At 46.3% G+C, this 14,332-nt stretch carries 18 protein-coding genes; 15 read left to right on the top strand and 3 right to left on the bottom strand.

Translation table 11 applies throughout. The annotated features are described in order from the left end of the window. Positions 1-250: 250 nt before the first annotated feature. Positions 251-427: a recombination directionality factor SprB gene (gene sprB / locus SB24_RS20090; RefSeq protein WP_015417661.1), complete on the top strand. Its 177-nt coding sequence runs from the start codon at positions 251-253 to the stop codon at positions 425-427. A gap of 33 nt (positions 428-460) precedes the next feature. Here the strand turns inward: sprB and SB24_RS18870 are convergent, their stop codons facing one another. Next, positions 461-886 carry an SDR family NAD(P)-dependent oxidoreductase gene (locus SB24_RS18870; protein ID WP_003153663.1) on the bottom strand — a complete coding sequence of 142 codons (426 nt, stop codon included), beginning with the start codon at positions 884-886 and terminating at the stop codon, positions 461-463. Positions 887-1,201: 315 nt separating this feature from the next. Between SB24_RS18870 and phyC the strand changes: the two genes are divergently transcribed. After that, positions 1,202-2,353 carry a 3-phytase gene (gene phyC / locus SB24_RS18875; protein ID WP_039254819.1) on the top strand — a complete coding sequence of 384 codons (1,152 nt, stop codon included), beginning with the start codon at positions 1,202-1,204 and terminating at the stop codon, positions 2,351-2,353. A gap of 49 nt (positions 2,354-2,402) precedes the next feature. Here phyC and SB24_RS18880 read toward each other — a convergent pair whose 3' ends face one another. Beyond that, a complete protein-coding gene (locus tag SB24_RS18880; RefSeq protein ID WP_039254822.1) occupies positions 2,403-3,359 on the bottom strand; it encodes a CgeB family protein in 957 nt (318 codons plus the stop codon). Positions 3,360-3,365: 6 nt separating this feature from the next. After that, complete coding sequence (locus SB24_RS18885) at positions 3,366-3,797, bottom strand: hypothetical protein (protein ID WP_033574682.1); 432 nt, start codon at positions 3,795-3,797, stop codon at positions 3,366-3,368. A 210-nt stretch (positions 3,798-4,007) separates the two neighbouring features. Here SB24_RS18885 and cgeC point away from each other — a divergent pair, with 210 nt between their 5' ends. The 13 genes from cgeC (at position 4,008) to SB24_RS18950 (ending at position 14,324) form a co-directional block, all read left to right on the top strand. Beyond that, positions 4,008-4,307, top strand: coding sequence for a spore maturation protein CgeC (gene cgeC, locus SB24_RS18890; protein ID WP_033574681.1), 300 nt, complete (start codon positions 4,008-4,010; stop codon positions 4,305-4,307). A gap of 64 nt (positions 4,308-4,371) precedes the next feature. Further along, on the top strand, positions 4,372-5,643 hold the full coding sequence (locus tag SB24_RS18895) for a glycosyltransferase family 2 protein (protein WP_039254826.1): 1,272 nt from the start codon (positions 4,372-4,374) through the stop codon (positions 5,641-5,643). Positions 5,644-5,681: 38 nt separating this feature from the next. Next, positions 5,682-6,461 carry a GNAT family N-acetyltransferase gene (locus tag SB24_RS18900; protein WP_039254829.1) on the top strand — a complete coding sequence of 260 codons (780 nt, stop codon included), beginning with the start codon at positions 5,682-5,684 and terminating at the stop codon, positions 6,459-6,461. 78 nt (positions 6,462-6,539) lie between these two features. Then, entirely contained in the window at positions 6,540-6,686 is a 147-nt protein-coding gene (locus SB24_RS18905; protein WP_014418145.1) for a YjcZ family sporulation protein, read from the top strand. Positions 6,687-6,822: 136 nt separating this feature from the next. Continuing rightward, a complete protein-coding gene (locus SB24_RS18910) occupies positions 6,823-7,269 on the top strand; it encodes an AraC family transcriptional regulator (protein ID WP_039255090.1) in 447 nt (148 codons plus the stop codon). A 247-nt stretch (positions 7,270-7,516) separates the two neighbouring features. Beyond that, complete coding sequence (locus SB24_RS18915; RefSeq protein WP_039254832.1) at positions 7,517-8,848, top strand: aspartate aminotransferase family protein; 1,332 nt, start codon at positions 7,517-7,519, stop codon at positions 8,846-8,848. 6 nt (positions 8,849-8,854) lie between these two features. Then, a complete protein-coding gene (locus tag SB24_RS18920) occupies positions 8,855-9,544 on the top strand; it encodes a CoA transferase subunit A (RefSeq protein ID WP_015240035.1) in 690 nt (229 codons plus the stop codon). Beyond that, positions 9,529-10,224 carry a 3-oxoacid CoA-transferase subunit B gene (locus tag SB24_RS18925; protein WP_015240034.1) on the top strand — a complete coding sequence of 232 codons (696 nt, stop codon included), beginning with the start codon at positions 9,529-9,531 and terminating at the stop codon, positions 10,222-10,224. The genes SB24_RS18920 and SB24_RS18925 overlap by 16 nt, the downstream gene beginning before the upstream one ends. Further along, positions 10,196-11,497, top strand: coding sequence for a peptidase (locus SB24_RS18930; RefSeq protein WP_039254836.1), 1,302 nt, complete (start codon positions 10,196-10,198; stop codon positions 11,495-11,497). The genes SB24_RS18925 and SB24_RS18930 overlap by 29 nt, the downstream gene beginning before the upstream one ends. Further along, a complete protein-coding gene (gene ablB, locus SB24_RS18935) occupies positions 11,460-12,332 on the top strand; it encodes a putative beta-lysine N-acetyltransferase (RefSeq protein ID WP_039254840.1) in 873 nt (290 codons plus the stop codon). The genes SB24_RS18930 and ablB overlap by 38 nt, the downstream gene beginning before the upstream one ends. Continuing rightward, positions 12,329-13,750, top strand: coding sequence for a lysine 2,3-aminomutase (gene ablA / locus SB24_RS18940; protein ID WP_031379013.1), 1,422 nt, complete (start codon positions 12,329-12,331; stop codon positions 13,748-13,750). The genes ablB and ablA overlap by 4 nt, the downstream gene beginning before the upstream one ends. After that, entirely contained in the window at positions 13,747-14,025 is a 279-nt protein-coding gene (locus SB24_RS18945; protein ID WP_007407940.1) for a YokU family protein, read from the top strand. Before ablA ends, SB24_RS18945 begins: the two co-directional genes overlap by 4 nt. A gap of 74 nt (positions 14,026-14,099) precedes the next feature. Then, a complete protein-coding gene (locus SB24_RS18950; RefSeq protein WP_007407941.1) occupies positions 14,100-14,324 on the top strand; it encodes a YozE family protein in 225 nt (74 codons plus the stop codon). The last annotated feature ends 8 nt before the right edge of the window (positions 14,325-14,332 follow it).

The raw sequence follows: 14,332 nt of genomic DNA on the forward strand, positions 1-14,332 counted from the left end.
ATTTATTTGACGATTGTTGACTCAGGTGCAGAGAAGGCACATGCCAAGAACACATTTTTGAATTACTGGGCACCTTGAATAAAACCAGCATTCCCGTATTCATATGAGAAGAGATCGGTACTGAACGCTGGATAAAGAAAAAAGTTAACCGTACATTTGAACAAGCTTGCGAGGTTTTGATAAAGAAAGAACAGTCAAGAGACGAACCATTACATACATATAATACTCCTGTGAAAGCGGGGGTGTAGTTTTGGAACCTTACCAACGTTATGAGGAATTGAAGAAGAAAACAATAAAGGTTGTCCATAAAGATAATTACAGTATCCGCTATATAGAACAGGATGAAGCCAGTGATGACTTAGATGAATTTTATAAACAATTTGCTCAACATTTATTGGAAGCTGCTTTGGAAAGAACTGCAGAGTAAGCTTCTTTTTTTAATTGGTTAGTAGTAAGTATCTTAATAAACAGCTTTATCGGTACTGATATTAATCACATGCGTCACTTCTTGCAGCAAAGCGGCTTCTGCGACATTTTGTCCGCCGATAAGGTTGGTTTGAATGGCTTCAAAGGGATTATCCTCACATGTCGGAACCTGCTTCAGCGCAGCTGTGTGAAAGACAATATCAACACCTTTCATCACTTGGTTGACTCTTCTGTAGTCACGAACATCGCCGAGCACAAACGACAGTCTTTGTTCATCCGCGTATTTTTGTTTCATCACATATTGTTTGCTGTCATCTTTGCTGAACACAATGACTTCTTTAGGGGTTAAGAGCAAAAGGCGTTTTACTATTTGGCTTCCGATTGATCCTGTCCCGCCTGTGACGAGAACAGTTTTATCGTGAAAAAACGGTTGTAGCTCTACTGCTTGCTGTTTAGGCATGGCTTATCCTCCAACTCTCGTTTCTCTACCATGCATCATATGTTGAACAATTTCAGCGAGTTAATGAAAGAAACCAATAAATCAAAAATTAGAGAAAAACATTAATCTGATGCGCTTTTATATCGCTTTACCTGGTTAATAGAATAGAAATAACAAATAAAACATTGTACTAAATGTTCATTTTAAATATTTGCTCATGTCAATTCTTTCTCTTCATAAATTCTCACATGCGGACAATCTTCACAAAAACTTAACACTGAACTTCCTGTATGTATTTTACAATTAAAGTACACTTTCATAAAAGGAGGAAGGAAAATGAATCATTCAAAAACACTTTTGTTAACCGCGGCAGCCGGATTGATGCTCACATGCGGTGCGGTTTCTTCCCAGGCCAAGCATAAGCTGTCTGATCCTTATCATTTTACCGTAAATGCGGCGGCGGAAACGGAACCGGTTGATACAGCAGGTGATGCAGCTGATGATCCTGCGATTTGGCTGGATCCCAAGAATCCTCAGAACAGCAAATTGATCACAACTAATAAAAAATCAGGCTTAGTCGTGTACAGCCTAGAGGGAAAGATGCTTCATTCCTATCCTACCGGGAAGCTGAACAATGTTGATATCCGCTATGATTTTCCGTTGAACGGAAAAAAAGTCGATATTGCGGCGGCATCCAATCGGTCTGAAGGAAAGAATACCATTGAGATTTACGCCATCGACGGAAAAAACGGCACATTACAAAGCATTACGGATCCAGACCGCCCGATTGCGTCAGCAATTGATGAAGTATACGGTTTCAGCTTGTACCACAGTCAAAAAACAGGAAAATATTACGCGATGGTGACAGGGAAAGAAGGCGAATTTGAACAATACGAATTAAATGCTGATAAAAATGGATACATATCCGGCAAAAAGGTAAGGGCGTTTAAAATGAATTCTCAGACAGAAGGGATGGCAGCAGACGATGAATACGGCAGTCTTTATATCGCAGAAGAAGATGAGGCCATCTGGAAGTTCAGCGCTGAGCCGGACGGCGGCAGTAACGGAACGGTTATCGATCGTGCCGACGGCAGGCATTTAACCCCTGATATTGAAGGACTGACGATTTACTACGCTGCTGACGGGAAAGGTTATTTGCTTGCATCAAGCCAGGGTAACAGCAGCTACGCGATTTATGAAAGACAGGGACAGAACAAATATGTTGCGGACTTTCAGATAACAGACGGGCCTGAGACAGACGGCACAAGCGATACAGACGGAATTGACGTTCTGGGTTTCGGGCTGGGACCTGAATATCCGTTCGGCCTTTTTGTCGCACAGGACGGAGAAAATATAGATCACGGCCAAAAGGCCAATCAAAATTTTAAAATGGTGCCTTGGGAAAGAATCGCTGATAAAATCGGCTTTCACCCGCAGGTCAATAAACAGGTTGACCCGAGAAAACTGACTGACAGAAGCGGAAAATAAACATGAAAAAAGCAGCTTATCCAAGCTGCTTTTTGATGTGAAGAGCGTTTCATGAGAAAGTCTTGGAACGGATAGCCGCAAGCACAGCCGGAATCTGGTCATACGTGTACGCCGGTACTGTCTCTTCATAATTAAGCGCCGCGATTTGTTTACGTTCACCCGGGTTTGTCATATAAAAATGGATTTTATCCGCAAAATCCGCAAGCCCGCTGTAAGAAACAAAGGATGAAAACGGGGGCGCGGGAGAAAGGTCTGTCAGCTGAAAGGCCTGACAAGCCGCAATGTCTAAGCTTCTCGTATTTAAACTGATATTTTCGATGCCGCGTCCGTTCTGATTGAGCGCAAACCGATAAGAACGGTGAGGGTTTAAGACCACGTCTGCGCTGTTGTAATATAATGCGGCACGTTCGGGTGCAATCCATTCATCCATTACGAGCACATTTTGCTGCCTGGCGATTTTTTTAGGCAGATGTCTGCGCCATCCCTTCCCGATGATACGAAGCGTATACGGAAGCCTCGCCGCTGCTTTCACCAGTTCAACGCGGTTCGGGTACGGGTATCCGATCAGAAGCAGATTTGTGTGAAGAGAAGATTCAGCAGGTTGTTTCTTAAAAAGCCGCTGATTAACGGGGATCGGGACATAATATACGTGCTGTAAGCCCATTTGCCGGTAAGCATCAAGCGCGTTTTGTTCTATCGTTAAAACGACATCGGCGAAAGGGGCGATTGTCATGCTCACATCGAAATAAAAAGGATCTTCCGTCATCCATAGATAAACGGGAATCTGTTCTGTCTTCAGCCATTGAAGCCATTCAGACGGAATACGGTCTCCCGTCATCATCAGACTGATGTCTGGTTTGAATGCCCGTATACTGCGGATGGTATCTTCCTCAAACTCAGAAACAGAAAAAAAGCGGACGGAAGACTGTAAAAAGCCTTCCTCGATCCAGCGGTCAAAATACGTGTATATGCCTTTATATCCTGAACGGATATATAAAACGTTCATATGCTGTTACGAAGTGAACGTGACACTTTCAACTTTGTCGACGTCAAGCAATGTTGTAGCAGAGCCTGCCGGTGTAACGGAATTTTCCTGCGTAACAAAAACGATTCCGTGAATTTCGTCAAAGGCCACAAATTGAACCGGGCCGATCATGTCTCCTGAATCCATCACAATGCTGATGACAGTGCCGGGCTGAATTCTTGCAAAAATCCATCTCGCCGCTAATGAAATACCGCTTCCCAATACAGATTGTGCGCTGAGACTGTCTTTCACCGCTGCTTCATCTACTTTTGCATCAATTGCCGCTTCCAATAATTCTTTTACGCTGTTTTTCACGTTATCTCCTCCATCTGTACCGCTAGATAAAGCGCTGTTGTCAAATACAGGGGCTAAAAGAGTTTTCAATAAGTTCTTTTTAAGCTCCAAACGATCTTCGCTCATGCGGACATACACCTCCTTTAACAATTTCAACCTCACGTTTATTCATATTCCTGATTGAAGAGATTGGTATAAGTCGAATGCCGTTTTGCTTGTGTTTTTTTCAATATTTAATCAAACAGCTGAATTTTCGAATCAGGCTTTGTTTGCCTATGCGGTTTGTAAGAGTATGACATACGTTGTATAGATTAAAAAATGAAGGAGAGGAATACTTTGGATTCAGAAGAAACTGTAAAACACGGGGGTTTTGAGGAGGAATTTCAGCTCGTACTGCTTCTTCTTCTTTTGTTATCCCGTCAGCCGTCCGAAGATCATTCAGATTTGCGGCGTCAGCTTGTAATGGCAAAAGAGCTTGGGGTTCCTGTATCACGCGTCAATCTGATTAACGGCAGCACACTGCAAAACGTAATTGTCAAAGAAGTGCTGTCAGATTTGGCCGTTTTTCAAAATCCGCTCAATCATACGAGATCAAACGTCGCGATTTCAAGCATCGTCAGCTGGGGTGCTTTTTAATAACGGATATCAGGCTCTGTCTCTTTCGGAGCCGTTTTTTATGTTTTACAGAAGGGGTGATGGGATGGAAAAGAAGATCTCAATTATCTTAACGAGTTACAACAAACCGGATCTTGTGAAACAGGCGATTGAAAGTGTTTTGCATCAGACCTACAGCAATTGGGAGCTGTTTGTGATGGATGATCATTCAAATGAAGAAACCTCGGCTGTCATCAGTACGTATATAAAAGATCCTCGCATATATTATGACAACAGTTTTATCAATCCTGCCGAACGGCTGAAGTCCACCCGGTATGCCGTTTTGATTAATGATGCGCTTTCACGGGCTAAAGGCGAATACATCACTTATTTGACAGACGACACCGTATTTCATCCGGATAGGCTCAGCCGCATGGCGGAAGCGCTTAATCAATACAGCGAGTTTGATGCCGTCTATTCCAGCCAGAAGGTGATACATGTAAACGGGCGCGGAGCAGAACAATTCCACTTCTATCGTTTTGCTGAAGAGGTGCTTGATCAGGCCGCTTTTCTCGTTGATCACTGTTCAGTGATGCACCGGAGATCATTGCTTGAGCGTGTGAAAGAGAAGTTCGGCAGCTTTTGGGACGAAGATGTTATGCATTGGAATCACGGAGACTCTGTTTTTTGGAGCAGGCTCAACACATTTACATCATTTCTGCCGATAAAAGAAGTGTTGGATACGACCTATAAAACACCCCACTCATTTCAGAACACGTATCAATCGCTTCCGTCTGTCCTGATCGACGGATCCTTTGTAAAGGGGACGGATCAGAAAGTATATCAGCTTGACCGAAATAAAAGGAAGCCTGTAAACGAGCGCTGGCATTCGTTATATGAAGGGCGAACCGTCGTCATTCCGGATCCGTTTTTATTTCAATATGAGGAAGAGAACTCCGTCAGTATTCCGAATTTTCAGCTCGTCAGGGATCAGTTTCATGTTTATTTTATAGAAGACGGGGAGAAAAGACTGGTTGATCATAGCGCATTTCGCTTTTACCGATTTAAACGGCATGACATCCCGGCTTTAGAACGGGACGAAATACAAGCGCTTCCGGACGGTCCGCCGATCAGCCGGGGGACATCGGGGTGTATTCAACATCTGCCCGGGAGAATGCTGTTTCGCATTGAACGGGAATTTTATGTTTATTTGAGAGGGGTTCTCCATCCGATCAGTCATGACGTAGCGAAACGTTTTTTTGCGAATCAGAAGGCGATACCCATTTCCTTTCAGCAAATTAAACAATTACCAATTGGAATGCCGTTCTATCCGGTGTACGATGAAATTATGAGAAATCTCAATATAACAAAAGGTTGAGAGATGCAGTTGGATGTGTAAGGAAAAGGAGAGCTTTTATGACCGATCAATTTGATAAAACCGAGAAGCAGTATATAGAGCTTACTTCCGGCATTCAGAGGTTCGAGCATTTCAGTGTATATACGGACCCTTTTTTGCCGCAGATTTTTTCGCATAACTTTGTTCAGCTGCACAGTACATTTCCGTTAGACAAACTGCTGCCGTTTTTTTCGTCCGTTCCGGGCTTGCTTCAAGCCAATTATATTCATGTGAAAGCGGCTCCGGAGCACACGTTTCCGCTTCTTCTGAAACAAAATCTCGTAAAGCAGGGCTGCGTAGTGGAAGATGAGCTGTTTTTTGCAAGGAAACTGGAAAATGGGGACCTGCAGGCGGGACACCCGCTCACTGCTTGGGGGACGGAAAAAAGCCTCGCCGACGGGTCGTCTATTATGAACATCTATGACGCCCTTTACATTGGCGAGGCGGCGGCCGAACAAAAGCTTGAGCGGAAATATCCTTTGTATAAGGACGGAACGGTCATGCTTGTTGTGTGCTACAGCGACGCCTCGCAAACGATTCCGATCGGCTGCGGAGAGCTTTTCATCAACAAAGCAGATAAAACCGCAAAAATAGAAGAAGTCGCAATTCTGGATCAATTCCAACGAAAAGGCTACGGATCGATATTGATGAATGAGCTGATGGCGGCGGCAAAGCTGAACGGCATGGAAACCGTATACCTTGTGACGTCCGGGATGGACGGTGTAAACCGCTTTTATGAAAAACTCGGCTTCAAAAGATTTCGGCGCGTGCATACAATTTTTCATTATTTTCTTACATAGTTGGGCATTCGCATAAACCAATTGGGAGTTGGCCCGCATACAATGCCGTATATCGTAAGAAGAAAGGATGATTTGCGTATGTACGGATACGGATATGGCTACGGTTGCGGCAGTTTTGGCTATGGTTACGGACACGGCGGCTGCGGAGGCGGAACCAGCACTTTTGTGCTGATCGTGGTATTGTTTATTTTATTAATCATCGTCGGTGCGGCTTTTATTTGTTAGACTGAAAAAATCCTATAATGAAAATCAGCCTGCAGAGAACATCACTTTCTGCAGGCTTTTTGTTATATCCATGCTGAAAAATCAGCTTGAAAAACATTTTAATACATATTACCTTTCTGGAGAAGGGGGCGAAAATGTGAACATAACGATTGAAGAATTACCTGAATCCAGAATTGCTTATTTCCGAAACGTCGGAGAGTATGGCGGAAAGCAAAACAAAGAACTGATGGAGTCATTTAAAAACTGGGCGCAATTGAATGGTCTGCTTGATCATTCTGTCATTTTAGCAATTCCGCAAGATCATCCGAATCGTACTCCTAAAGAGAAATGCCGCTATGATGTTTGTCTTGTTATCAATCAAGACCATGTGCCTGAACCAGCCCGGATCGGTACATTTTCCGGAGGGAAGTACGCTGTTTTCTTGCTTGATCATACAAAAGAGGCAGTCAGTGGATTTTGGAACACTGTTTTTTCTGAGATCGAAAAAAATAATTTATCAATCAGAGAACAGCCCATTATCGAAAGGTATACTTTACAAAAGGTGAATCATCATTTGTGTGAAATATTAATTCCCATACAGTAAAGAAGACGGGAATTTTCCGCCTTCTGCTTATACTGATTCAGATCAAAAATGATGTGATGATGAGCTGAGCAAAGAATAAAATCAACAATAGGAATAGAATTTCCAGAACGCTCTTCAGGCTGTCGGGACATTTCCGGCAGCCTGTTTTACAGAAAGGCATTTTCTGCAAAAAACTTTCTGAAGGATAAGAATGCGGTTATTCATCTGTTCATACAATGAAGCAAATGGGTTTTCGAGGTGGAAAGATATGGGGAGCTATTTAATCAAACCGGAGCTTGACGCAAATTATCCGTCAGTCAGTCATGGAAAGGGATCATATGTGTATGATCAGGAGGGGAACAAGTATCTTGACGGAGCATCGGGGGCGGTCACTTGCAATATCGGCCACGGCACGGAGGATATTATACAAGCTTTAAAAGAGCAGCTTGACTCTGTTTCGTTTGTGTATCGCTCGCAATTCACCAGTACTCCGGCAGAAGAACTCGCTTTATTTCTGGCCGATCATCTGCCGGGCGGGCTGAATTGGTCATTTTTTGTAAACAGCGGATCAGAGGCAGTCGAAACAGCGATGAAAATAGCCGTTCAATATTGGCAGGAAAAAGGGCAATACCAAAAATCCGTCTTCCTATCAAGATGGGGCAGTTACCACGGCATTACTTTGGGAGCGCTTTCATTATCGGGGTTCTACGAACGGAGATACCGCTTCACCCAGTTGATCGAACGGTTTCCTGCCGTTTCAGCGCCTAATATGTATCGTTCAGAGCTGCAGGGAGAGGAATTTGTGAAAGCTGCGGCGGCTGAACTGGAAACGGCTGTTCAACGGATCGGTTCCTCATTTATCGCGGGATTTGTCGCAGAACCGATTGTCGGAGCAGCCGGGGCGGCCATCACTCCGCCGGCAGGTTATTATGAAGCGCTTGAGGAGGTCTGCCGCCGGCACGGTATTTTGTTTATCGCGGATGAAGTCATGACGGGGCTCGGGAGAACAGGGCGGATGCTTGCTTCTGAGCATTGGGGGATCGCACCTGATATCGCGGTGCTCGGAAAAGGGTTAGGCGCCGGTTACGCTCCGATAGCGGCAGCTGTTGCGTCTGATGACATCATTGAAACGATCAAGCGGGGCTCCGGGGTCATTATGAGCGGACATACGTACAGTGCCAACCCATACTGTGCTAGAGCGGCGCTTGAAGTGCTTCGCTATGTTAAGAAACACGAGCTGCTTCGGCAGTCAGAGGAGAAAGGCGTAATGCTGAAGCGGAAATTAGAAGAAATCAAAGAGCGCAGCGGGGTGATTGGGGATGTCCGCGGTAAAGGCCTCCTGATCGGGGTTGAATTCGTTAAGGATAAAACGACGAAGGACGTTTTTTCGAAAAAACAGGCCTTCACCGAAAAAATCATTAAAGCGGCAAAAAAACGGGGCCTGCTTATTTACCCTGCAAAGCCCGGTATTGACAGCGGAGAAGGAGACGCCGTCATCATCGCCCCGCCGTTCACGATTTCATATGCCGAGCTGGATGAGCTGTCAGATCTATTTTCACAGGCCGCAGAAGAAGTTGAAAAAATGATGAAGAAGGATTGAGCTGATATGTCTATTTTTCATAAAAAAATCGATATTCATGAAGCAATTGCCGATGTCAAGGACGAATCTGTCATTATGTTCGGCGGTTTTGGGGGAGTGGGTTCACCTCCGTCATTAATCGAAGCGATTTTGGAAAGCGGCGTTAAAGAGCTGACCGTCATCTGCAATGATGCCGGATTTCCGGAAATCGGCATCGGCCCGCTTATCGTTCATAAGCGGGTAAAAAGGCTGATCGCTTCCCATATCGGCTCAAATCCTGTCGCGGGCAGACAAATGACTGACGGAGCGCTTGAGGTGGAATTTTCGCCGCAAGGGACGCTTGCTGAACGGATTCGCGCAGGCGGAGCGGGGCTAGGCGGTATTTTAACTGATATCGGCATTGATAACGCAACCGTTTGTGAAAACAAAGAAACCGTAACGATTGACGGAAAGTCCTATTTAGTTGAAAAAGCGCTGACGGCTGATTTCGCTTTTGTGTCCGCACATACTGCTGATGAATTCGGGAATCTGACGTTTGACAAAACGGCGCGCAACATGAACCCTCTGATGGCTGCGGCGGCCGAAAGAACATTTGCTGAGGCGGCAGAGATTGTGCCTGCCGGCGAACTTGACAGCGAGCATATTGTAACGCCGGGCGTTTTCGTGGAGGGTGTCGTGCAAAGTGAAGGAGTGAAGTGGAAATGGGCTTGGGAATAGCGGAAAGAGAGAGTATCGCGAGGCGGGCCGCCAGTGAAGTTACCTCAGGTATGATTGTCAACCTGGGGATCGGCATTCCTTCTTTAGTGCCGAACTTTCTGCCGGCCGGCATGGAGGTCATGCTGCAGGCGGAAAACGGCGTCCTCGGGATCGGCGGCAGTCCGGAGCGCGGAGAGGAGGATGAGCTTTTATGCAATGCGGCCGGATTTCCTGTCAGTACAGTTAAGGGAGCCTCCTATTTTGATTCAGCTCTGTCTTTTGCCATGATCAGAAAAGGGCTGATAGATATTACCATTTTAGGCGCGCTCCAAGTCAGCAGGACAGGTGATCTCGCCAATTGGCTCGTGCCGGGGAAAAAAGTGCCCGGAATGGGCGGGGCGATGGAGCTTGCCCAAGGCGCGAAAAAAGTGGTTGTCGTCATGAGCCACACCGATCAGAAAGGCCGGCCGAAGCTGGTCGAAAGCTGTTCATTGCCGCTTACAGCAGCGGGCTGTGCAGATCTCATCATTACAGAGAAAGCCGTCATCAGCATAGATGATGGGGCTTTTGTTCTTGAGGAACTGCTGAATGGCACGACCATAGACGATGTCATTCAAACAACGGATGCCGAAATCAGATTGGGAGAATGTTTTCTTAAAAGGGGGCCTGTCCATGGATCAATTAGAAAAGAAAGTCACTGAGTGGGCGGAAGAAAACACAGAAAAAGCGGTAAGCCTGCTGAAACGGCTGATCGGGGAAAAAAGCACGTTCCGCCATGAATTTAACGCACAGGCAGTCGTTTTGGAAAAACTGAGACAGTTTGACATGGATATTGATGTATGGGAGCCGAGTGTCAAACAATTGAAAGAGCATCCTTATTTCGTATCGGAACGCGAAGACTTCCATGAAAGCCCGAATATCACAGCCGTAAAGAAAGGGGCCGGGGGCGGAAGATCACTGATACTGAACGGACATATTGATGTTGTCCCGGAAGGAAATCCCGCCGCATGGACGTATGAACCGTTTACCGCTGTTGAAAAGGACGGCAAAGTTTACGGACGCGGTTCAACGGATATGAAAGGCGGCAATACAGCCCTCTTGTTTGCGTTAGAAGCGCTTGAAGCCTGCGGGATTACATTAAAAGGAGATGTTCTGTTTCAAAGTGTCGTAGATGAAGAATGCGGCGGCGCGGGAACACTGGCGGCTGTTATGAGGGGCTACAAGGCTGACGGGGCGCTTATTCCCGAACCGACTAATTTAAAGCTGTTTGTTAAGCAGCAAGGGTCTATGTGGTTCCGCATTACGGTAAGGGGATTGTCCGCACACGGAGGCACCCGCTATGAAGGGGTGAGCGCCATTGAAAAAAGCCTGCATGTCATCACAGCCCTTAAAGAGCTTGAACACGTCCGCAACGCCCGTATCACAGACCCGCTTTATCGGGACGTTCCGATTCCGGTTCCCATTAATATCGGCACCGTCCAAGGGGGAACGTGGCCATCATCGGTAGCTGACCGTGTGGTGATAGAAGGCAGGTGCGGAATAGCGCCGGATGAAACGCCCGAAGCAGTAAAAGAAGAGCTGGCAAGCTGGCTGAAAGATTTGGAGTACCGGGATGAATGGTTTAAACACCACCCCGCGGAAATAGAATGGTTTGGGGCTCAGTGGCTTCCGAATGATCTCCCGGATGAGCATCCGCTGATTTCCGCTCTGGAATCTTCTTTTGAGAAAATGAAAGGGGCAAAACCGGTTCGTGAAGCGTCCCCGTGGGGAACGGACGGAGGGCTTTTGCAGCACGCGGGACAGACGCCGGTCATCGTCTTCGGGCCGGGAGAAGTCAAGGCGGCGCATCAGGCGAATGAATACATTGAAATCCGGGCGTTAATCGATGCCGTCAAAATCATTTCTCTTTTTATCATGGAATGGTGCGGGGTGGCAGATGGGGGTGACGGAGCTGATAAAGGAACTGAGGGCTGAAAAGGGAGCGGCCGAGATTGATGCAGACCGTTTCAATGAGCGGCTCAGAGTCATTCGTTATGACGGACAGATCACGGCGCTTATTCCGGCCGTTTTGGCAGAAGCAAAGCAAGAAGGAGCCCAAAAGGTAATTTTCTTTGCCAAGCGCGGCGATGAGCCGGAATTTGTCAAGCATCTTTTTATTGTTGAGGGTGTCATAGACGGGTATTACAACGGGCATGAGGCTGTTGTGGTGGTGCGCTATTTAGCAGAGGAGCGGAGACGGTCAGATTCATATGTATCAGAAGATTCGACTGTTGACCGTTTATATGAGACACCGCGGCGGGGACTGACTCAGACAGAAAGCACGCTGATGTTCAGAAAAGCGGACGAAGATGATGCAGACCGTTTAACGCATTTATATAAACATGTTTTTCTTACCTATCCGACTCCTGTCTTTAATCCCCTTTATATTAAAAAAACAATGAGAGAAAACACCATCTATTATGCCGCATTCGATCAGGATCGTCTCATTGGGGCGGCAAGCGCAGATATCAATCCGGTATTGGGGCACGCTGAAATGACCGATTGCGCGGTTCTGTCAGTTTACAGGGGGAACTCCGTAACGGCACACTTGTTTAAAGCGTTGGAGCAGGAACTCGCGGGCCGGGGAATCTTCCATCTTTTTTCCTTGGCCCGTGCAGCGTCTTACGGGATGAATGCCGTTTTGTACCATGCGGGATACGGCTACAGAGGCAGGCTTGTGAACAACTGCCGCATTTCAGAAGGGCTCGAAAATATGAATATATGGTGCAAGACTTTACGTTTGGCCATTCATAAGGAGGAATTCGTTTGACAAACAAATGGTTTCAGCCGAAGCGTCATTGGAAGGAGATTGAATTGTGGAAAGATGTGCCGGAAGACAAGTGGAATGATTGGCTGTGGCAGCTCACCCATACTGTAAGAACCGTCGATGATCTGAAAAAAGTCATTCATTTGACCGAAGAGGAAGAAGAAGGCGTCAGGATGTCTGTAAAAACCATTCCCCTGAACATTACGCCTTATTATGCTTCTTTAATGGATCCCGATAACCCGAGATGTCCGATCCGCATGCAGTCCGTGCCGCTGTCAGAAGAAATGCACAAAACGAAATATGACCTTGAAGATCCGCTGTTTGAAGATGAAGATTCACCGGTTCCCGGTCTTACGCACCGCTATCCCGACCGCGTTCTTTTTCTGGTGACAAATCAATGCTCGATGTATTGCCGATATTGCACAAGAAGGCGTTTTTCCGGACAGATCGGAATGGGGGTGCCGAAAAAACAGCTTGATGCGGCCATCGCTTACATCCGGGAAACGCCGGAAATCCGTGACTGCCTGATTTCCGGCGGAGACGGGCTTTTAATCAACGATCAGATTCTGGAATATATTTTAAAAAACCTGCGTGACATTCCCCACCTTGAAATTATCCGGATCGGAACGAGAGCACCCGTCGTATTTCCGCAGCGGATAACGGATAACCTTTGTCAGATTTTGAAAAAGTATCATCCGGTCTGGCTGAACACTCATTTTAATACGAGCATTGAACTGACGGAAGAATCGGTTGCGGCGTGTGAAAAGCTCGTTAACGCAGGTGTTCCGGTCGGTAACCAGGCCGTTATTTTAGCAGGCATTAACGATTCGGTGCCGATTATGAAAAAACTCATGCATGATTTAGTGAAAATCCGCGTGCGTCCGTATTATATTTATCAATGTGATTTGTCAGAGGGGATCGGCCATTTCAGAGCGCCTGTGTCGAAAGGGCTGGAAATCATTGAAGGACTGAGGGGCCACACAACTGGCTTTGCCGTGCCGACCTTTGTCGTCGACGCCCCGGGCGGAGGCGGTAAAATCGCCCTGCAGCCGAACTACTTGCTCTCCCAAAGTCCGGAGAAAGTTGTGATCAGAAACTTCGAAGGGGTGATTACATCTTATCCCGAGCCGGAAAACTATATCCCGAATCAAGCCGACGACTATTTTGAATCTGTTTTTCCGGGAACGATGGCCAAACGCGAGCCGGTCGGACTGAGCGCCATTTTCGCGGACAAAGAGGTTTCGTTCACACCGGAAAATGTATCGAGGATCGACAGAAGGAAAACGTTTACATCCAACCCTGATCATGAAACGCTGAAAGACCGCAGGGAAAAAAGAGATGAATTGAAAGAAAAGAAATTTATTGCACAGCAAAAGAAAGAGCAAAAAGCAGGATCGGAAGTCGGAGGTGAGTCGCCGTGAAGCCATGCGAGTGGTGCGGCAATCAGAAGGCGTCAGCTTGTCAGGCGGCTGTGTACTGGGAGCTTCCTGACGGTACGAGGGCCATAGAAATTACAGAAACACCCTCATTCGCCTGTTCCTCCTGCGGCATGACTTATCAGGAGGAAGCGGTCATAGCGGAAATCGAAAATCAGCTTTTTTTAGTCAATGCAAAAAAATTACCGGAAACACTCACATATCAAGAGCTGATGGAGACAGAACGGATCTTGAAACGGAATTATTTTGACTTCTCCTAGTCTTCTTTTGTTGTAATTTCACACTTGAATTGTATAATAGTACAACAAAAGACAGTCATCAGGAGGGGAAACCCATGAAATCCTTTTATCACTATTTGATGAAATACAGGCATCCCAAGCCGCAGGACGCAATCAGCCAGTTTGCGAATCAGGCATACGAAGATCACGGCTTTCCGAAAACGTCAAGCGATTATCACGAGCTCAGTTCTTATTTAGAACTGAGCGCCGACTATTTAGAAACGATGGCGACATTTGATGAAGCTTGGGAAAAATATGAGACCGAGGTACATCACGCCTGACGAAAAAC

The organism is Bacillus sp. Pc3 (genome assembly GCF_000815145.1).
GTDB lineage: Bacteria > Bacillota > Bacilli > Bacillales > Bacillaceae > Bacillus > Bacillus velezensis.

Excerpts from the sequence above, each read along its gene's own strand:
- SB24_RS18870 (WP_003153663.1), bottom strand. The coding sequence starts at position 886 with ATGCCTAAACAGCAAGCAGTAGAGCTACAACCGTTTTTTCACGATAAA.
- phyC (WP_039254819.1), top strand. The coding sequence starts at position 1,202 with ATGAATCATTCAAAAACACTTTTGTTAACCGCGGCAGCCGGATTGATG.
- SB24_RS18880 (WP_039254822.1), bottom strand. The coding sequence starts at position 3,359 with ATGAACGTTTTATATATCCGTTCAGGATATAAAGGCATATACACGTAT.
- SB24_RS18885 (WP_033574682.1), bottom strand. The coding sequence starts at position 3,797 with ATGAGCGAAGATCGTTTGGAGCTTAAAAAGAACTTATTGAAAACTCTT.
- SB24_RS18895 (WP_039254826.1), top strand. The coding sequence starts at position 4,372 with ATGGAAAAGAAGATCTCAATTATCTTAACGAGTTACAACAAACCGGAT.
- SB24_RS18900 (WP_039254829.1), top strand. The coding sequence starts at position 5,682 with ATGACCGATCAATTTGATAAAACCGAGAAGCAGTATATAGAGCTTACT.
- SB24_RS18905 (WP_014418145.1), top strand. The coding sequence starts at position 6,540 with ATGTACGGATACGGATATGGCTACGGTTGCGGCAGTTTTGGCTATGGT.
- SB24_RS18915 (WP_039254832.1), top strand. The coding sequence starts at position 7,517 with ATGGGGAGCTATTTAATCAAACCGGAGCTTGACGCAAATTATCCGTCA.
- SB24_RS18920 (WP_015240035.1), top strand. The coding sequence starts at position 8,855 with ATGTCTATTTTTCATAAAAAAATCGATATTCATGAAGCAATTGCCGAT.
- SB24_RS18925 (WP_015240034.1), top strand. The coding sequence starts at position 9,529 with ATGGGCTTGGGAATAGCGGAAAGAGAGAGTATCGCGAGGCGGGCCGCC.
- SB24_RS18930 (WP_039254836.1), top strand. The coding sequence starts at position 10,196 with ATGGATCAATTAGAAAAGAAAGTCACTGAGTGGGCGGAAGAAAACACA.
- ablB (WP_039254840.1), top strand. The coding sequence starts at position 11,460 with ATGGGGGTGACGGAGCTGATAAAGGAACTGAGGGCTGAAAAGGGAGCG.
- SB24_RS18950 (WP_007407941.1), top strand. The coding sequence starts at position 14,100 with ATGAAATCCTTTTATCACTATTTGATGAAATACAGGCATCCCAAGCCG.